The following is a 19,299-nucleotide window of genomic DNA, read 5'->3' on the forward strand; positions in this document are numbered from 1 at the left end:
GATGCGACGAAGGAGCGATTCCGCGGCGCCTAACCGGCGGCCCCTTGGGGCCGCGGACACGCGCGCGCCAGCGCGCCAATAAACACAGCGTCAAACCTGCCTGGGACTACCGAACCCAGGTCATCCCTTCCCCTCCCAGAACTACCGAACACCCCGGCTCAAGCACGACACCACCGACCATCACAGGTACATGCCGACATCCGCCGAGTGGTCGATAGTCGACTGGATCTGGATCCCGCCGTCACGATGGGCGACGAGTTCGGCAAGGGTCGCCCCGTCAGGAAAGCCCGACTCGTCGGCGACGCAGTCCTGCCGTGCCAGCCACTCGCGGGCCTCCGCCCCCGACAACCGACCGACCTCGAGTTGAGCCAGGCACCGACCCGGCCGGACGACAGCAGGGTGCAGCCGGGAGAGGTCCTCATTGGTGGTGATCGCGATCAACACATTGCGCCCCTGGCCGAGCATGCCGTCGGTGAGATTGAGCAGGCGCGAAAGCTTCTGTCCCGCCGCTTCTTTCGCCTCACCGCGGATCAGTTCATCGCAATCCTCCAGCACGAGCAGCCGCCACCGGCCGTCTTCGTCGTCGCCGTCGGCACCCGCCGCGACTTCCATCAGATAACCGGGATTGCTGAACAGTTCTTCCGGATCGACGACACAGTCGACCTCACACCATGGCGCCCACGACCGCGCGAGCGCACGCAGCGCGGTGGTCTTGCCGGTGCCGGGCTCGCCGTGCAGCAGCACCAGCCGCCCCTTGATATCGGTGACACCGAGCCCCATCAATCGCTCCATGCCCGCGGCCACCGAGCCGGTGTAGTTGCCACGAATCTCCGCCCACGCGGGCGCCGCGATCTGGCGCCGTCTGCGCGCGGGGCGGCGAACGTCCATGTGCCAGAAGCCCATCTCGACCGTGGCCTCACTGTCACGTGACAGCAACGCACCCTCGGTGGCCTGCGCCAATACCTCGACGGCGAGTTCGTCGCTCACCGCGGTCACTTCGATCGTGGCCGAACCACTCGCCCATCGCACGGCCCGCAGCGCCCAGCCGTCACCGGCCGCGAGCAACGCACTGCTGTCGTCGTCGGCGACCGCGCGCACGATCCGCGAGTCGGCAGGCCGTAGCGCCGCATCGGGGCGCACCCGGTCGAGGTGGGCCTGGCGGGCGAACGGCTGATCGCCGCGAAGGAAGGGGGCGAGGGCCAGTGCGTCGATCGCGTCGCGGGTCGAATAGGTGGAGTCGATGGTCGCCGACCACGGAAACGGCTCGCCCGGATCCTGCGGCTGACGCGGCGAATCGACGAGCCTGAGCTGTTCATTACGTGTGGACACCGAGCCCATCATCGTGGCCGTCTGCCGGAAATGTCCAATGACTTACGGCGCCAACCGCCGCAAAAACTCACTGGCACCGGAGGTGAATCCGTCGGTACGGTCGTAGGGTGACCTCCACTCAGCACGATCAGCCCCCGCCGGAAGCCACCACGAGGGCAGGGATCAAGGAGTGGATCGGGCTGGCCGTCCTCGCCCTGCCGACGCTGCTCATCTCGATGGACCTGAGCGTGCTCTACCTGGCGATCCCCAGCATCAGCGAAGCACTAGAGCCGAGCAGCTCACAACTGCTGTGGATCCTCGACATCTACGGCTTCCTGGTCGCCGGTTTCCTCATCACCATGGGCACGCTCGGCGACCGCATCGGCCGCCGCAAACTCCTGATGATCGGCGCGCTGGCCTTCGGCGTCGCCTCGGTGATCGCGGCGTACTCGACCAGCGCCAACATGCTGATCGGCACCCGCGCGCTGCTCGGTATCGCGGGCGCGACCCTGATGCCGTCCACACTGGCGCTGATCCGCAACATGTTCCACGACGACCGCCAGCGCACCGCCGCGATCAGCGTGTGGATGACCAGTTTCATGGTCGGCATGGTGATCGGACCGCTGGTCGGTGGCGCGATGCTGGAGAACTTCTGGTGGGGTTCGGTGTTCCTGGTCGCGGTGCCCGCGATGGTGCTGCTGCTGGGCAGCGGCCCGTTCTTGCTGCCCGAATACAAGGACCCGAACCCGGGCAAGCTCGACATTCTCAGCGCGGTCCTGTCGCTGCTGTCGGTGATGGCTGTCATCTACGGCATCAAGGAGCTGGCCAAGGACGGCTGGTCGATCGAGGCCGTCGGCGTCCTGGTGGCCGGTCTCGTCCTCGGCGCGGTGTTCGTGCTGCGCCAGCAGCGCCTGACCAATCCGCTGATCGACCTGCACCTGTTCGGCAATGTCCGCTTCAGCGGATCGCTCGTCGCGTTGATGGTCGCCATGCTGGCGATGGGCGGGCTGTTCCTGTTGCTCTCGCAGTATCTGCAACTGGTGCTCGGCCTCTCGGCGTTCGAGGCCGGGTTGTGGACCGTGCCGCAGGCTGCGGCGATGGTCGTGGCGGCGGGCGTGGTGAGCGCGCTCGCACCCAGGATCCGGCCCGCGTACCTGATGGCGGGCGGCCTGGTGATCGCGATGGCCGGTTACGCGATCTTCACCCAGCTCTCGGGCAGCGATGACCTCGCGTTGATCGTCACCGGCATGGTGGTGTTCTCGCTCGGCCTGAGCCCGATGTTCGTGCTCGGCCTCGACCTGATCGTCGGCGCGGTGGACCCGGAACGCGCCGGTGCCGCCTCCGCCATCTCCGAAACGGGTCAGGAACTCTCGGCCGCACTCGGCGTCGCGGTGATCGGCAGCATCGGCACAGCCGTCTACCGCGGGCAGATGGCAGAGCAACTGCCCGCCGGACTCCCACCGGAGATCACGCACACCGCGCAGGACACGCTCGCGGGCGCCCTGTACGTCGCGTCAGCACTGCCCGAGCCCTTCGGCGCCGAGCTGACCACGATCGCCCGCGAGGCCTACACCCATGCGCTGCAGGTGAATTCGGTGGTCGGCATCGGGCTGACCGCTGTCGCCGCCGTGCTGGTCATGACCCTGTTGCGCCATATCCCCGCACCGAACGAGAAGGCAACCGACTGACGTTCGGATACAGCGAATCCCGCCCGATGCTGATTCGGGCGGGATCGCTTCTCGCTGAGTTGTCCCCTCCGCGAGGTTCTGATTCGGCCGATTCGGCCGAGGTGCGTTCGCTTACTTGGCCGGGGCCGGGTTGTTCGGCATCGGGGAGTTGATGGTGGTGAAGTACTGCACCGCGGCCATGATGGCGACGGGAGCGGTGATGAAGATCTGGCCCGCGAGGGTGCCGAGCGCGCCGATGGCCATGATGCCGGCGATGCAGCCGACGGCCGCGGCCGGGATGAACGGGCCGAACATGCCGACGATGGTGGCCGAGGCGATGGTGGCGCCCGCGATGCCGCCGAGCACACAACCGATCGCGCCGCCGCCGAGGCCGCCGACCAGGGTGGCGATGCTGGCGCCGAGGGAGATGGTGCCGGTCATGCGGCTCCAGGCGGCCTGCTCACGGTCGTACTCGCTCTTCCACGGCGCCACGTTCTCGTAGGGCAGCGCGACCGGCTTGTAGCTGGCGTGCGCCAGGTCGAACTGCGGGGTCAGCGTCGCCGTGCGACCCGAGATTTCGGCGGCGATCGGGAACACGAATTCGTCTACCCGGAAGGCCAATTCGGTACCCGCGACGGTGGTGCCATTGGCGGCCTTGATCTTGAACACGCCGTCCTCGACCACCATCGAGCCCGCGTCGGTGCCGATGATCGTCGAGGTCTCGGTCGTGGTCGAGGTGTAGTTGATCGGCTCATCCGCGGCGGGTGCTGCGTGGCTGGTTCCGGCAGCGATGCCGAGGGCAACGCTGACGGTCGATGCCAGCAGAGCGAACTTGGTGATTTTCACGGGGTGAACCTTTCGTGTTCCTCATCATGATGCGCGGCGCACAAACTGCGATCCGAACGAGATGGACCATAGCGAGGTAAGCCTCACCTATCAAGACCTTGCTTAGGCTAACCTCCAAGATGACCGAGTTCGCCGTGAGAGAGAACCCCTGATGAGAAATCCGCGTTGGTGCGGGTGGCTTCTTGCCGTTTTCGTGCTGGTCGCAGCCTGTGCGCTCAGCCTGTTGATCGGCACGAAAGCTATTGCGATCGGCGATGTCTGGCAGGCGCTCTTCGGCGTGAGTACCACCCCTGATCACGTCACGATCACCGAGTACCGGGTGCCGCGCACCCTGCTCGGACTGCTGGTCGGGCTCGCGCTCGGTGTAGCGGGCTGCCTGATGCAGGGCCTGACCCGTAATCCACTGGCCGACCCCGGTCTGCTCGGCGTCAACGCGGGCGCGGCCTTCGCGATCACCATCGCCGTCGCGCTGTTCGGTGTGAGTGAGATCACTTCTTACGTCTGGTTCGGGTTTCTCGGCGCCGCCCTGGTGTCGGTTGTCGTCTACCGGGTGGGGACCGCCGGACGATCCGGCACCGATCCGGTGCGGCTGACGCTGGCAGGCGTCGCCGCCACTGCGGTGCTCGGCGGCCTGACCAGGGGCTTGATCCTGATGCACCCCAAGGCTTTCGACGAGATGCGCCAGTGGGATTCCGGCGGTCTCACCGGACGCGGGTTCGAGATCCTCATCGGCGCGACCCCGTTCATCGCGGCGGGCTTGATCATCGCGGCGCTGTGCGCGCGCTCGCTCAACGCGGTCGCGCTCGGCGACGATCTGGCGCACTCGCTGGGTGTGCACGTGGGGCGCACGCGCCTGTTCACCGCGCTCGCGGTGGTGCTGCTGTGCGGCACCGCGACCGCCGCGGTCGGCCCGATCGCCTTCGTCGGCCTGGCGGTCCCGCATGTGGCCCGGTGGATGGTCGGGCCCGATCAGCGCTGGATCTTCGCCTATTCGCTGGTGTTGGCACCGATCCTGGTGCTGTCGGCAGACATCGTGGGCCGCATCGCTATTCGTCCCGATGAAGTCCCCGCCGGCCTGGTCACCGCGTTCCTCGGTGCGCCGGTGCTGATCTGGCTGGCCCGTCGCGCAAGGGTAGGTGCCGCCGCATGAGTTCGACGATCGATTTCGGCCGCGCGATGCTGGTGATCCGGCCGCGCGGATCACGAATCTCGGCCCGCATCGGCGCGCGCACCCTCGTGGTATGCGCTGTCCTGCTCACGATCTCGGTGGTGACAGCCGTTCTCGCGCTCGGCAGCGGCGACTACCTGATCCCGCCGCTGCGGGTGCTGCGCGCGCTGGTGATCGGTGACGAACGGTTCGACCGGCTGGTGGTGTGGGACTGGCGGCTGCCACGCATCCTGCTCGCCCTGATCCTCGGCGCGGCCTTGGGCGTGAGCGGCGCCATCCTCCAGTCGGTGACCAGGAATCCGCTGGGCAGCCCGGACATCGTCGGGTTCAACACCGGCGCCTACACCGGCGCGCTGATCGCCATCCTGACCCTCGGCGGTGGGCACCTCCAGACCGCGACGGGTGCGGTGATCGGCGGCCTCGGCGCCGCGCTGGTCATCCATCTACTCGCCTTCCGGCACAACGTGACCGGGTTCCGGCTGATCATCGTCGGTATCGGCGTCAGCTCCATGCTGGTCTCGGTCAACACCTGGCTGATCCTGCGCGCCGATCTGGACGCGGCGATGTCGGCGGCGGCCTGGGGCGCGGGCACGCTCAACGGACTCTCGTGGCCGCAGGTCGGTCCCGCGATGGTGATCCTGGCCGTGCTGGCGATCGCGCTCATCCCCGCGGCCCCTCGCTTGCAGATCCTCGAACTCGGTGACGACACCGCCCGCGCGTTCGGTCTCGATGTCAGCCGGGCGACGCTGTGGCTGATCGTGCTCAGTGTCGCGTTCACCGCGGTGGCGACGGCGGTGGCTGGCCCGATCGCGTTCGTCGCGCTGGCCGCACCGCACCTGGCGCGCAGGCTGGCCCGGACGCCGTCGATCGCGCTCGCGCCCTCGGCGGCGATGGGCGCGATGTTGATGATCACCTGCGATTGGATCGCCCAGCACGCGTTCGCGCCGACCACCGTGCCGGTCGGCCTCGTCACCGTCTCGATCGGTGGTCTGTACCTGGCGTATCTGCTGGTCGCCGAGGCGCGACGGAACTAGAAAGCGAAAAGATGAACGACACTTCACGACTGCGCGCCGACCGGGTCCGCCTCGGCTACAAGAGCACCACGATCAGCGACCAGCTGTCGGTGGACATCCCCGACGGCAAGTTCACGGTGATCATCGGCCCCAACGCGTGCGGCAAGTCCACGTTGCTGCGCGCGCTGGCCCGGCTGCTCGCCCCCGAGTCGGGGACCGTGCTGCTCGACGGCAAGCCGATCAATTCCTATCCGGCCAAGCAGGTGGCCAGGCAGATCGGCCTGCTGCCGCAGACCTCGACCGCCCCGGACGGCATCCGGGTCGCCGATCTCGTGGCGCGCGGCCGCTATCCGCATCAGACGCTCCTGCGGCAGTGGTCGAAGGCCGACGAGGAGGCCGTCGCGTCGGCGATGACGGCGACCGGTGTCTCCGAGTTGTCGGCGCGGATGGTCGACGAGCTGTCGGGCGGTCAGCGCCAGCGGGTGTGGATCGCGATGGTGCTCGCCCAGGACACTCCGCTGATCCTGCTCGACGAGCCGACGACCTACCTCGACATCGCCTACCAGATCCAGCTTCTCGACCTGTGCCGGTCGCTGAACCGGGAATCGGGGCGGACCGTCGTTGCCGTGCTGCACGACCTCAATCACGCCTTCCGCTACGCCGATCACCTCATCGCCATGCGCGACGGACGGGTCGTCGCGACAGGAGCTCCCGCCGACATCGTGACCGCCGAGCTCGTCGACGAGGTCTTCTCGCTGCGGTGCCGGATCGTCGATGACCCGGAAACCGGTACGCCACTGGTGATTCCGCTGGCCGAGGACGCCGCCAAGGTGGGCTAGACCTGCGGCGATGTCATCGGCAGACGTAGGTGTTTCCGAATTTGTTAAGTTAGGCTAACCTAACTATTTGTGAACGTGACGAGGAGGGGAATCGCCGTGGCTGATGGTCTCGAGTTGCCACTGACCGGACCACAGCTCGGCATCTGGAACGCCCAGCGCTTCGACCCCGAGTCCGGGCGCTATCTCGTCGGCGAGGTCCTGGAGATCACCGGTGACGCGCCGATCGATGTCGATCTGCTGAGCGAGGCGATCGGTCGCACCGTCGCCGAGGCCGAGAACATGCGGCTGCGCTTCGTCGAAACCGCCGACGGGCCGAGGCAATTCGTCAGCGATACCGAGGCGGTGCTGCGGCCGACCGTCGATCTGCGTGCGGCGGCGGAGCCGATGGCGCTGGCCTACGAGGCTGTCGCGCTGGAGCGCGCGCAGGCCGCGCAACGGTGTCGCGGCATGGTCGAGCGGCAGCTGTACAACTACACGCTGATCCGGATCTCCGACTGCGTGGTCTGGTGCGTGCAGCTCTACCACCACCTCATCGTCGACGGTTACAGCGCGGCGCTGCTCTCGCGCCGGGTGGCCGCGCACTACACCTCACTCCGGCGCGGAACACCTTCGCCGAAACAGACTTTCGGCACCATCGCCGAACTGGTCGCCGAGGAGCAGGCCTATCGAGCGGGACCCGAGTTCGAGGCCGATCGCGGTTACTGGCGTGACCAGCTCACCCCGTGGCCGGACCTCGACGGTCGCGGCCGCCACCTGGGCGGCGCGGTGGAACGGACGATCCGCGCCGAAGCGGTCGTCTCCACCGAACTACTCGCGGCACTGCGTGACAGCGCCGACCGACACGGCATCACCTGGGCCGACGCGCTCGTCGCCTGCTATGCCGCGTTCCTGCATCGCCTGCTCGGCACCGGCGACGTGGTGGTCTCGATGCTGCTGATGGGCCGGGTCGGCCGCGCCGCTCTGCGCACCCCCGCCATGGCGGTGAACGTGCTTCCCCTGCGGGTCGCGGTGCGCTCCGGCGACCGGCTCGGCGAGCTGGGGCCCCGCATCGCCGACACTCTGCGCGAGGTCCGCAAGCACCAGCGCTACAGCGGCGACGACCTCGCCCGCGACTTCCACGGCCACGGCGCGGGCGAACTCCTGCACGGAATCGGCATCAACCTCAAGGTTTTCGACTTCACCCTCGACTTCGACGGTGCGCGTGGTGTCCTGCGCAATGTGGCAGGCGGGCCCCCGGAGGACCTCGGGCTGACCGTCACCCCGCTGCCCGACGGCACTGTGCTGCTCGGCTTCGAATCCGACGCGCGGAACAACGACGCCGACACGGTGCGCGGGCGAGTCGCGGGGTTGATCCGGGTGATCGAGGCGTTCACGGGTTCGGACAAGACCGCGGTGGGTGCGCTCGAACTGCTCGATCCGGACGAGCGCACGCGACTTCTGCACGAGCGGTCGACACCGGCGACCGGCGAATTCCCGCTGGGTACTGGTCTGCCGCAAGCGGCTCGGCCGGATGTCGCCCAGCAGCAGCCAGTCGTGCTGGTGCCCGATCTCTTCGCGCAGGTATTCGCCCAACGCCCCGACGCGGTGGTTCTGAGTTCGGCTCAGGCCGCGTACACCGGCGCCGACCTACGACTTCGGGTCGACAACCTCGCTGGATTCCTACGTGATGCCGGGGTCGGGCCGGATGCGATCGTCGGTCTCGCACTCCCCCGCGATGTGGAGTTCGTCGTAGCACTGCTTGCCGTCTGGCGGGCCGGTGGCGCCTACCTGCCCCTCGATCCCGAACATCCGGTCGCACGGCTGCGGGCGACGATCGCGGACGCGGCACCTGTAGTGGTGCTCAGCGCGGGCGAGTTGGCAGCCCAACTCGGAGACGATGCCGTCGCCATAGATGACGCGGACTTCCGCGCTCGGCTCGACGACTACACCGACGCCGATTTCGATTTCGCGTTGCGACCCGAGCACGCGGCGTACGTCATCTACACCTCCGGTTCGACCGGGCAGCCGAAAGGCGTTGTCGTACAGCACGGCTCCCTGGCCGCGCTCGTCGCCGCGCACCGTCGCGGGATCTACGGCGACGCGGCGAGCCGTGCGGGCGACCGTCAGCTGACCATCGCGCACACCACCTCCTTCGCTTTCGACGCCTCGCTCGATCCACTGCTGTGGATGACTGCCGGACATCGAATCCACGTGTACGACAGCGATACCCGGCGTGACCCCGCCGCCCTGGTCGTAGCGTTCGCGCGCGACGGTGTCGACGTCGTCGACGGCACCCCGTCACTGATCGCAGCCCTGCTCGAACACGGCTTGACCGCATCCGATAACTCCGGTGCCGCAGCGCACCCGCCGCTGATGCTGGCCATCGGCGGTGATGCCTGCTCAGCGGAGCTGTGGGGTGCGATCGTTCGTGGCGGGTTCGCGGCGGTGAATCTGTACGGGCCGACCGAGGCGACGGTGGATGTCATCGGCGCGCCGATCGACGAAGCAGGCCCCCGGATCGGGATGCCGCTGCCCGGCTCGCGGGTTCATCTGCTGGACAACGGGTTGCAGATCGTCGCCGACGGACAGGTGGGCGAGCTGTATCTCGCCGGTCCGCAGATCGCGCGGGGGTATCTCGGCCGGTTCGCCACCACCGCACAGTCTTTCGTCGCCGATCCGTACGGCCCGCCGGGGGCGCGGATGTATCGCACCGGCGACCGGGCGCGCTGGGTTCCCGGACTCGGCTACGAATACCTGGGCCGGGTCGACAATCAGGTGAAGATCCGCGGGCATCGCGTCGAACTGGGCGATGTGGCGGCGGCGCTCGAGGGTCTACCCGAGATCCGCACGGCGGCAGCCGATATCCGCGAGATCGCCGGACGTCCCACGCTGATCGGCTACGCCGTCGCCGCGACCGACAACCTCGATACCTCCGCCGCGCGCACCCGCCTGGCCGACCTGGTGCCCGAGCACATGGTGCCCGCACGCCTGGTCGTCCTCGACGCCCTGCCGACCACGGTCAACGGCAAACTCGACCGCACCGCGCTACCGGACCCCGCGACCGACGAGACCGGACGCGCACCGGCCACCGCTGCCGAACATGCTGTCCACAAGGCGATCTCGGCCACCCTCGGCCTCGACACCGTCAGCATGGACGACGACTTCTTCGCCGTCGGCGGTGACAGCATCACCGCCATCACCGTCAGCAGCACACTGCGCACGCAGGGCTTCGACCTGGCCCCGCAGCAATTGCTGACCCGTCGCAGCCTCGCCGCGCTGGCCGAGGACGCGGACCCCCAGCAGACTTCCCCCACCGCTGATCTCGGATCGACATCCGCTGCGGCAACCGGCGCGATCTCCAGCGACACCGCACACCGCGCAGGCTCGCCGGAGCTGTCCCGAGTAGCCGAACCCGGATCGCCGATGCCTGCGGCAGGTCACTTGGTCGCCGAACTCTCGCAGAGTGACCTCGACGAGTTCGCCGCTACCTACGGCCCGGTCGCCGATGTGCTGCCGCTGTCGCCGTTGCAGGAGGGACTGCTGTTCCACGCCCTGCGCGACGGTGCCGAAGACGTGTACACGATGTCGGCCAGGTTCACCCTCGACGGCGTCATCGATCCGGAGCGGATGGGTGCGGCGTTCGCGAGCATGTTGCGACGGCATCCGAACCTCGGCGCCGCGTTCAGCTTCGAACGGTTCGACCAGCCGGTACAGATCGTGCCCCGGACACCGGGGGTCTCGTGGCAGGTCGAAGATCTCCGCGCGGACTCCGATCCTGAAGCGCAAGCACGGCTTTCGGTGCTGCGGGCCGGTGCCGAACCGTTCGATATCGATCAGCCCCCACTGATCCGTGGCCTCCTGATCCGCCTCACCGACACCTCCCACTGGCTGGTCCTGATCGCCCACCATCTCCTCGCCGACGGCTGGTCGGTCCCGACCATGGTCCGTGAAACCCTCGCCATCTACACCGGCGAAACCCTGTCGGCTCCCGCGTACTTCGGCGACTACCTGGCCTGGCTCGCCACCCGCGACACCACCGCCACCTTGCACTGGTGGACCGAGAACCTCACCGGGCTACGCGTGCCGACCCTGCTCGCCGCCGGACCTTCATCCGCGAGCGCTCCGGCCGCGCTCGCATCGATCGGCACCGAAACGACAGACCCGGCCCTCACGCGACAGCGTCCGGTCGGACTGCGGGTTCCGCTCACCGCCGAGGTGGCGACAACGCTGGCGGACAACGCCAGGCGACACGGTCTGACCATGAACACCGTTCTGCAAGGTGCCTGGGCGATGGTGCTGGCGGATCACTTCGGGCGGACCGATGTGGTGTTCGGGACCGTTGTCTCGGGACGGCCCGCCGATCTCGCCGGTGTCGGCGGGATGGTCGGGTTGTTCAGCAATACCGTGCCGGTCCGGGTCGCGCTGGCGACGGACAGGGCGGTGGCCGAGCAGTTCGGCGAGCTACAGCAGTCGTCGTTCGACGGGCAGGCTCGGGGGTACCTCGGCCTGGCCACGATCGAGCGCGCGGTAGGGATCGGCCGGTTGTTCGATTCGCTGGTCGTGTTCCAGAACTTCCCGAAAGCCGGGCTGTTACAGCCGGATCCGGGTGGGGTTCAGGTGGTCGACGTCGACGTGGACGGGCTGACGGACTTCCCGGTCACCCTGACCGCACTGCCAGGGGCCGAATTCGCGCTGATGCTGCACCATGACGCAACCGCGGTGCCGGGGCCGACCGCCACTCGACTGAGCGATCGTCTCGCGGCCGTATTGTCCACGCTGGCTACCGATCTCGACGGCTCCGTAGGCGAAACCATCGCTGCGGCGATGCCATCGGAAACCCACGGCAGCACCCTCGCCGACTGGTCGGCGACTGCGACGATCTCCGCCGACGCGCCTGCTGTCACCGCGCAGGGCATGACGATCTCGTTCGGTGAATTCGACCGCCGGGTCCATCGGCTCGCGCGGTGGCTCATCAGTCAGGGCGTGCAGTCCGAAACTGTTGTCGCGATTGCGATGACGCGCGGGATCGAGTCGATTGTCGCGGCGCACGCGGTGTGCCGGGCAGGCGGGGTCTATCTGCCGTTGGACCCGCACAGTCCCGCGCAGCGAGCGGACCGGATTCTCGCAACATCAGCCGCGGCGCTGGTTCTCACCACCGCGGCCGACAACTTCGAGACCGAGCGCGCACCCGTGGCGCAGGTCGAAGCACTGGATCTGTCCGGTTTCGCCGATACCGCGGTCACCGACCTCGACCGGCTCGCACCACTGCTCCCCCGCAATGCCGCGTACCTGCTGTTCACCTCGGGATCCACCGGCGAACCCAAGGGCGTGAGCGTCCCCCACGAGGCCATCGTCAACACCTTCGAGTGGATGCAGCGACGGCACCGGCTCGGCGCCGGTGACACCGTCTTGTACCGCACCGCGGCCACTTTCGACGCTTCCATGCTCGAGCTGTTCTGGCCGCTGCTGGTCGGCGCGCGCGTTGTCGCCGCGCCGGTTTCGGGCCGACTCGACCGCGACCCGCACTACCTCGGTGAACTGATCGCCGAGGAGCGGGTCGGCATGATCCAGCTGACGTCGTCGATGCTCACCGTGCTCGCCGAGGAAGCCGACCTTGGTAGCTGCACCGCCCTGCGCTGCGTGATCACCGGAGGCGAACCACTTCCGCCGTCGACCGCGGCGCGGATCAGGTCGCTCACCGGTGCCCGCGTCCACAATCTGTACGGGCCCACCGAGGCCGCGGTGTGCATCACCCACCACGAGACCTCCGACGCCGACAATGGCAATGTCCCGATCGGCATTCCTGCCTCGGGTGCCGATGTGCGCGTACTCGACACCGACCTACGCGCGGTTCCGATCGGCGTGGTCGGCGAGTTGTACCTCACGGGAACACAATTGGCGCGCGGATATCTCGCGCGCCCGGCCCGGACCGCTGGTTCGTTCGTCGCCGACCCGCTGGGCAACGGCGAACGGATGTACCGCACCGGCGATCTCGTGAGCTGGGGCCCGCACGGTGAGCTCGACTACGTGGGCCGCGCCGACAGCCAGGTGAAGCTGCGCGGCCAGCGCATCGAACTCGGCGAAATCGAAGCGGCCCTGCTCACCTGCCCCGGCGTCGCCCACTCCGCGGTGATCCTGCGCGAGGACACCCCCGGCGATCAGCGTCTCGCGGCCTACCTGGTCGCCAAGGCGGACACCGACATCGACATCGCCGCAGTTCGTTCCGGCTTGCAAGCGCGGGTGCCCGCGTACATGGTCCCGGCCGCGTTCGTCGTCCTCGACCACATCCCCCGCACGACCAGCGAGAAGATCGACCGCAAAGCCCTCCCGACCCCCACGTACGACAACCAGGCGAACGTGCAGCCGGTGGCCACGACGAACGCCGACGAGCAACCGGCTTCGGCCGAACCCCGGTCCACCCACCAACCGGCGGGCGACGATCTGATCAGCACCATTCGTTCGGCGATGGCAGCCGTGCTGTCCACCACCGACGTCGATGCCGACGCCGACTTCTTCGAAGCGGGCGGCCACTCCCTCACCGCCGTCCGCGTGATGGGCAGGCTCCGGCGGGCCGGTCTGCCGGTCGTCCTCGACGATGTCTTCGAGGCACCGACACCACGGGCGCTCGCCGATCGGATCACCCAGAGTGGCAACGCCTCTCGCAGCGCTGGAACGGACGACGCGAAGGCTGGCAATGCCTGGGGTTCCCGGCTCGACCCGGTGCTCGAACTCCGCACCACCGGTTCGCGCGAACCACTGTTCTGCATTCACCCCGTCGGCGGCACCGCCTGGCAGTTCGGCCCCCTCGCCGGGCTCCTGCGCGCCGACCGCCCGATCATCGGCCTACAGCTACCGACACTGAGCGACAACACCTTCCGCGCCGGGACCCTCGGCGACCTGGCCGCGCACTATGTGTCAACCATCCGCCGAATCCAGCCGCACGGCCCCTACCACCTGCTCGGCTACTCCCTCGGCGGCACCATCGCCCACACCATGGCCGCCGCGCTGACAGCAGCGGGCGAGCAGGTCGCCTTCACCGGCCTGGTCGACGCGTTCGCCCTGTCCGATCTCACCGAACAGGCCACCCGCGCGCTCACCGACCCCGCCGATCTGGACCAGCTGCTCCCCGAAATCCCGGACGACGCACCAGAACTGGCGACGAAGCTACGCGACGCCGCGACCACCCTGCTCGGCATGGTCACCGCGTCCACCATGGCCGAATACCACGGCCCGATGGCGCTCTACGCCGCCGACAACGCAACCACACCCGGCCGCACCGAGGCGCAACTGGCGGGCTGGCAGTCCGCACAGGCCCGGCTCGTGGTGCGCCGACTGCCCTACTCCCACTTCGAGATCGTGTCGCCCACCGGCTGGGCCGAGGTCGCGGCACTTCTCGACACAGACCCGGTGATCAGCGGCTGAGCATGCAGCACACCGCTTTTCACCGTTCCAGAAGAAAGATGAGGACAACCCCTTCCATGTTCACCACTCGATCATCGGGCAGGCTCCGCGCCACCCTCGCTCTGCTGGTTCTCGCGCTGATCGCGGCGCTCACCGGCTGCAGTAGCTCCTCGGGCGACACCGCCGCACCGTCCGGCCCCCGCGAGGTCCAGACCCCGAAGGGCACCGTCTCCGTGCCCGCCGACCCGCAGCGCATCGTCGTGCTCAACGGCACCCTGGCCGGCTACCTCTACGACCTCGAGGTTCCGGTCGTCGCCGCCGACCCGCGTCTGCTCGGCGTCGCGAGCAAGCCGGGCGAGTTCCCGACCGGCTGGGCGGCCGACGCCACCAAGCAGGGCACCAAGGCCCTGCCGACCGGTGAGAACATCAACCTGGAGTTCATCGCGGCCCAGCGCCCCGACCTGATCATCGGCGGCGGCCAGGGCTACCCGGCACAGCAGTCGGTGAACGCCTACGACCAGCTCAGCGCGATCGCCCCGACCGTGCTGGTGCCCACCGAGACCACCTACTGGCAGGACCAGCTGCGGGTGATCGCCGATGTGGTCGGCAAGCAGGCGAAGGTCGACCAGCTGGTCACCAACTACAAGGACAAGCTGGCCAAGGCCAAGGCGAGCATCAAGGCGCCCGCGGGCAACACCGTCATCATGCAGTCGCTCAAGAGCCAGAAGCCGACGGCGTTCGTGCCCACCGCGGCACTGCCCACGCTGCTGTCGGAGGTCGGGTTCACCCTTGACCTTCAGCTGGAGAGCAAGGCGGGCAACCCCGCTCGCGAAGGTAGCGCCGACTTCATCAGCTTCAGCCCGGAGCTGCTGAACACCGCTGTCGACGCGCCGGTGCTGTTCATGATCCCGCTCAACGGCGGCCGGAGCCTGGATGAGCTGCGGGCCGACCCGATGTACGCTTCGCTGCCCTCGTTCAAGGCCAACACCGTCTTCGAGCTGCCCGCGACCAGCTCGCGTCCCGATTACCGCACGGTCATGACCACGCTCGATCTGCTCGTGGAACGCTTCAAGTGACAGCGGTCGGCGGCCTGCTCATCGACATCAGCCCGCTACGGACCTCGCGTCCGTTCCGGTGCGCGTTCGCGGCGCGGCTGGTGTCGGTGCTCGGACTCGGGTTGCTCATGGTGGCCCTGCCGTTGCAGGTCTATCAACTGACCGGCTCGACCCTGCAGGTCGCCGGCATCGCGACAACCACCGCGGCCGCACTCTTCGTCGGCAGCCTCGCCGGCGGGGTGATCGCCGACCGCTACGACCGGCGCAACGTGATCCAATGGTCGCGTAGCGCGGCGGGTCTCGGGTTCCTGATCCTCGGCATCAACGCGGTGCTGCCGGATCCGATGCTGTCGGTGATCTATCTGGCCGCGGTCATCGACGGACTCGCGGGCGGAGTCAGCGGCTCCGCCTTGATGGCGCTGGTCCCGATGCTGGTCGGGCGCGAGAAGATCGCGGCGGCAGGTGCTCTGACCGCCCTCACCACCGACCTGGGCACCATGATCACGCCCGCGATCGCCGGTCTGCTCGTCGCGCAGGCGGGAGTGTCGGTCGCGTTCTTCCTGTGCGCGGGCGCCACCGTCGCCACGGTCGGGCTGATCACCGCGATCGGGCCCGCGCCGCCACCGGCGCGCGACCTGCAGAACCCCGTGCGCGAACTGGCGATCGGCATTCGATTCGCGGTGCAGCACAAAACTATTCGGATCATCCTGCTGACCGGCTTGATCGCCATGCTGGTCAGCGGCCCACTGGTGCTGCTGCCCGCCTTCGCCGAAGTCGAACTCGGCGCGGGCCCCGGCGTACTCGGCCTGCTCTATGCCGCGCCGGGCGCCGGCGCGGTCGTCGGCTCGCTCACCAGCGGCTGGATGAGTCGCACCCGCTACAACGGACTCGCGCTGCTGATCTCGCTGGCCCTCATGCCGCTGGGCGTGATCGCGGCCGGACTGTGGTCGCACGCGGCGCTGGTCTTCCTCGGGCTGGCCGGATTCGGCCTGGCCAGGGCGGTGAACATCGTCTTGCGCTACACCCTGCTCCAGCAGCAGGCGCCGGAGGAACTGCGCGGCCGGATGGCCGGACTGCTCATGGTGCAGTCGGTGACCGGCACCGCGATCGGCTCGATGGTCGCCGGTTTCGTCGGCCAATTCTTCGCACCGGGCTCCGCGCTCGTGATCTACGGCGTCGGGGTCCTGGCACTCACCGGTGTGGTGGCGCTCGCCGCCGGGCCGCTGCACGGAAAGGAACAGAAGTGACAGATCGCAGTGGCTATGCCGCGCGCATCGCCGAAGTGCTCGCCGGCGAGCACGGTGCCAAGGTCCCGTATCCGATCGGTTTACAGGAAGTGGAGGTGATCCGCGCGGTCGCGGTCGGGGCCGGGCTGCTCCGCATCACCTTCGGCGGGCCCGATATCGCGTCCTTCCACAGCTACGTGCCGGATGAGCATGTGCGCCTGGTCTTTCCGTGCGAGGACGGAGTGCTGCGGCTGCCCGAGCGCGACGGTCAATCACTCGAGTGGGGCAATCCTCGCCCGGTGTCGCGCGAGTACACGGTGCGCCGCCACAGCATCGCCGACAACGAACTCGATATCGATTTCGCGATCCACCCGGGCGGCTTGGCCTCGGAGTGGGCGAGCGCGGCGATCCCGGGCACCAAGATCCACATCGCGGGTCCTCCCGGTGGCGTCGTTGTCCCCGAGTCCTACGACCGGTTCCTCTTCGTCGGTGACATCACCGCACTGCCCGCCATCGCGCGCTGGCTGGAACGGCTGGCGCGGACCGCGCAGGGCTGGGCGTTCATCGAGGTGACCGGACCCGAGGAAGAGATCGCGATCGACGCGCCCGAGGGCGTCGAGGTGCGCTGGCTGCATCGCGGCGACCTCGAACCGGGCACCGGCGACGCACTGGAGAAGGCGGTGCGCGGGATCGAAGTGCCTGCCGGACAGCGTGTTTACGCCTGGGTCGCCGGCGAGGCAGGCTGCCTGCGTGGCATCCGCAAGGTGGTGCGCGGCGAACTCGGCATCGGCCCCAAGGACTCGCTGATCGCCGGCTACTGGAAGCGCGGCGTCGCCGACTTCGATCGAGAGGAATGAGCGATGACCGACGAACAAGTCATCACCGACGTGGCCACGGCACTCGGCGTCGACCGATCCGAACTGGCCGCCGATACCGACCTGCTGGACGCGGGCCTCGACTCGGTCCGCATCATGTCGCTCGTGGAGAAATGGCGGTCGGCCGGTCATGCAGATATCGACTTCCCCACGCTCGCAGGTGATCCCGTGCTCGGCTCGTGGATCGAACTGCTGGCCTGATCGCATGATCGAGATCGGGGGTGGCTCGGCATCCGTGCCACCCCCGGTCCGGTCAGTTGCCGTACGACCCGTCGGCGAGTGCCTGTCGCAGATCCTTGCGGCTGGTCTTGCCGACGCCGGTGGCCGGGAATTCGTCGACGACCACCACCGCGTCGGGCATCTTCCACGCTGCCACGCCACGCGACCGGACGAACGAGCGCACCGAGATCAGGGTGGGCCGCTGTTCCGGGTCGACCGGCTGAACGAAGGCGCAGATACGTTGACCCAGCACAGGATCCGGCGTGCCGACGATGACGGCGTCGCGGACCGCGGGATGTTCGAGCAGATGTGCCTCGAGCTCTTCGGCCGAGACCTTCTCACCGCCCCGGTTCACCCAGTCGCCCGCGCGGCCCGCGACCACGAGGTTGCCGTCGGGGCGCACCGACACGACGTCGCCGGTGCGGTACCAGCCCTCGGCGGTGAAGCTGCGGGCGTCGGCGTCGGGGTTGTCGTAGTAGCCGCGAATCGTGTACGGGCCCTGCGTGATCAGGTTGCCCGTGGCACCCGGCGCCACCTCGACACCGTTGTCGTCGACGACGGCGAGCTGGTCGTGCTCCGACATCGGCCTGCCCTGGGTGCTGACCACCACGTCGATCGGGTCGTCGAGCCGGGTGTAGCACACCAGACCCTCGGCCATGCCGAACACCTGCTGCAAGGTCACGCCGAGCGCGGGACCGATCCGGCGGGCCAGCTCGTCCTGGCACCGCGCCCCACCTACCTGGAGCACGCGCAGACTGGACAGATCGGGTGTCGCGCCCGCCTCGGCGCGCTCGGTCCACAGCCGCGCCAGCGGGGGCACCAGACCCGTGATGGTGACGCCGAACCGCTCGATCAGCGGGAAGGCCGTCGCCGGAGTGGGATCCGGTGTCATCGCGACCGCACCACCCGCCCACAGCGCGCCGAGGATGCCCGGCGAACTCATCGGGAAATTGTGCGCGACCGGCAGCGTCGCGAGATAGACCGTGGCGCTGTCGAGTTCGCAGATCTCGGCACTGCGGCGCACGCTGTAGAGGTAGTCGTCGTGGGTGCGGGCGATGAGCTTCGGGATGCCCGTACTCCCGCCGGACAACTGCAGGAACGCCACATCACCGGCCGACGGACCCGCCAGTTCGGCTGGGGTGTCCCGGTATTCGGCGATGTCGTGCGCATCGTCGGGCAGCGACTGCCCATCGTCGAGTACCAGCAACAGGTGCCGCAGACTCTCGACCTCATCGCGCACCTGCGCGGCCAGCGCCGCGTAGTCGAAGCGCTGGTGCGTGCCACAGGTGATCATCGCCGTCGCCGCGGCGGCGGTGGCGATCGGCACCAGCTCGGCCTTGCGATGGGCGGGCAGGCAGAACACCGGCAGCGCGCCGAGCTTGAACAGCGCGAAGATCACCTCGACGAATTCGGCGCGGTTGGGCAGCTGCACCAGGACCCGGTCGCCGGGCGCGATGCCGAGGCGGTCCAAACCGGTGGCGAGCGAGCTCGAACGGTGGTCGAGTTCGGCGTAGGTCCAGCTGTTCGCGTCGTCGAGAACCGCGATCCGGTCCGGCGCCGCGAGCACGCGCGCGGCGAGCACATCACCGAAAGTCTCACCCGCCCAACAGTTCTGCTCTCGATATCGTTGTGCCAGGTCAGCGGGCCACGCGGTGTTGCCGGGGAGTACGGGTTCGGTCAAGTCGAGCACCTCTTTCCAGCGG

12 protein-coding genes are annotated in these 19,299 nt (G+C 68.4%); 9 read left to right on the plus strand and 3 right to left on the minus strand.

The window, feature by feature from the left end; translation table 11 throughout:
- Positions 1 to 180: 180 nt before the first annotated feature.
- On the minus strand, positions 181 to 1,338 hold the full coding sequence (locus tag ACFWPK_RS25465; protein ID WP_378919956.1) for a DUF5925 domain-containing protein: 1,158 nt from the start codon (positions 1,336 to 1,338) through the stop codon (positions 181 to 183).
- 98 nt (positions 1,339 to 1,436) lie between these two features.
- Between ACFWPK_RS25465 and ACFWPK_RS25470 the strand changes: the two genes are divergently transcribed.
- On the plus strand, positions 1,437 to 2,996 hold the full coding sequence (locus ACFWPK_RS25470) for an MFS transporter (protein WP_378919799.1): 1,560 nt from the start codon (positions 1,437 to 1,439) through the stop codon (positions 2,994 to 2,996).
- Between the two features lie 111 nt (positions 2,997 to 3,107).
- Here the strand turns inward: ACFWPK_RS25470 and ACFWPK_RS25475 are convergent, their stop codons facing one another.
- Entirely contained in the window at positions 3,108 to 3,821 is a 714-nt protein-coding gene (locus ACFWPK_RS25475) for a hypothetical protein (RefSeq protein WP_378919800.1), read from the minus strand.
- Between the two features lie 151 nt (positions 3,822 to 3,972).
- On the opposite strand from ACFWPK_RS25475, the gene ACFWPK_RS25480 reads away from it, so the two are divergent.
- The 8 genes from ACFWPK_RS25480 to ACFWPK_RS25515 all read left to right on the plus strand — a co-directional run bounded on the left by ACFWPK_RS25480 (position 3,973) and on the right by ACFWPK_RS25515 (position 17,578).
- Positions 3,973 to 4,971, plus strand: coding sequence for an iron chelate uptake ABC transporter family permease subunit (locus ACFWPK_RS25480; RefSeq protein ID WP_378919802.1), 999 nt, complete (start codon positions 3,973 to 3,975; stop codon positions 4,969 to 4,971).
- A complete protein-coding gene (locus ACFWPK_RS25485) occupies positions 4,968 to 6,023 on the plus strand; it encodes a FecCD family ABC transporter permease (RefSeq protein WP_378919804.1) in 1,056 nt (351 codons plus the stop codon). Before ACFWPK_RS25480 ends, ACFWPK_RS25485 begins: the two co-directional genes overlap by 4 nt.
- 11 nt (positions 6,024 to 6,034) lie before the next feature.
- Entirely contained in the window at positions 6,035 to 6,841 is an 807-nt protein-coding gene (locus tag ACFWPK_RS25490) for an ABC transporter ATP-binding protein (protein WP_378919806.1), read from the plus strand.
- A gap of 96 nt (positions 6,842 to 6,937) precedes the next feature.
- Positions 6,938 to 14,242 (plus strand): amino acid adenylation domain-containing protein, encoded by a 7,305-nt coding sequence (locus tag ACFWPK_RS25495; RefSeq protein ID WP_378919808.1) that lies wholly within the window; start codon positions 6,938 to 6,940, stop codon positions 14,240 to 14,242.
- A 56-nt stretch (positions 14,243 to 14,298) separates the two neighbouring features.
- Positions 14,299 to 15,297, plus strand: a complete 999-nt coding sequence (locus ACFWPK_RS25500) for an ABC transporter substrate-binding protein (protein WP_378919810.1) — start codon at positions 14,299 to 14,301, stop codon at positions 15,295 to 15,297.
- Entirely contained in the window at positions 15,294 to 16,523 is a 1,230-nt protein-coding gene (gene entS, locus ACFWPK_RS25505; protein WP_378919812.1) for an enterobactin transporter EntS, read from the plus strand. The genes ACFWPK_RS25500 and entS overlap by 4 nt, the downstream gene beginning before the upstream one ends.
- Positions 16,520 to 17,359: a siderophore-interacting protein gene (locus ACFWPK_RS25510; RefSeq protein ID WP_378919814.1), complete on the plus strand. Its 840-nt coding sequence runs from the start codon at positions 16,520 to 16,522 to the stop codon at positions 17,357 to 17,359. The genes entS and ACFWPK_RS25510 overlap by 4 nt, the downstream gene beginning before the upstream one ends.
- A gap of 3 nt (positions 17,360 to 17,362) precedes the next feature.
- Positions 17,363 to 17,578: a phosphopantetheine-binding protein gene (locus tag ACFWPK_RS25515; protein ID WP_378919816.1), complete on the plus strand. Its 216-nt coding sequence runs from the start codon at positions 17,363 to 17,365 to the stop codon at positions 17,576 to 17,578.
- Positions 17,579 to 17,630: 52 nt separating this feature from the next.
- Here ACFWPK_RS25515 and ACFWPK_RS25520 read toward each other — a convergent pair whose 3' ends face one another.
- Positions 17,631 to 19,286, minus strand: a complete 1,656-nt coding sequence (locus ACFWPK_RS25520) for a (2,3-dihydroxybenzoyl)adenylate synthase (RefSeq protein ID WP_378919958.1) — start codon at positions 19,284 to 19,286, stop codon at positions 17,631 to 17,633.
- Positions 19,287 to 19,299 lie beyond the last annotated feature (13 nt).

This window comes from Nocardia sp. NPDC058519, from assembly GCF_042719755.1.
Classification (GTDB): Bacteria; Actinomycetota; Actinomycetes; order Mycobacteriales; family Mycobacteriaceae; genus Nocardia.

Coding starts and splice junctions, on each gene's coding strand:
- ACFWPK_RS25490 (WP_378919806.1), top strand. CDS start 6,035: ATGAACGACACTTCACGACTGCGCGCCGACCGGGTCCGCCTCGGCTAC.
- ACFWPK_RS25485 (WP_378919804.1), top strand. CDS start 4,968: ATGAGTTCGACGATCGATTTCGGCCGCGCGATGCTGGTGATCCGGCCG.
- ACFWPK_RS25515 (WP_378919816.1), top strand. CDS start 17,363: ATGACCGACGAACAAGTCATCACCGACGTGGCCACGGCACTCGGCGTC.
- ACFWPK_RS25465 (WP_378919956.1), bottom strand. CDS start 1,338: ATGGGCTCGGTGTCCACACGTAATGAACAGCTCAGGCTCGTCGATTCG.
- ACFWPK_RS25500 (WP_378919810.1), top strand. CDS start 14,299: ATGTTCACCACTCGATCATCGGGCAGGCTCCGCGCCACCCTCGCTCTG.
- ACFWPK_RS25480 (WP_378919802.1), top strand. CDS start 3,973: ATGAGAAATCCGCGTTGGTGCGGGTGGCTTCTTGCCGTTTTCGTGCTG.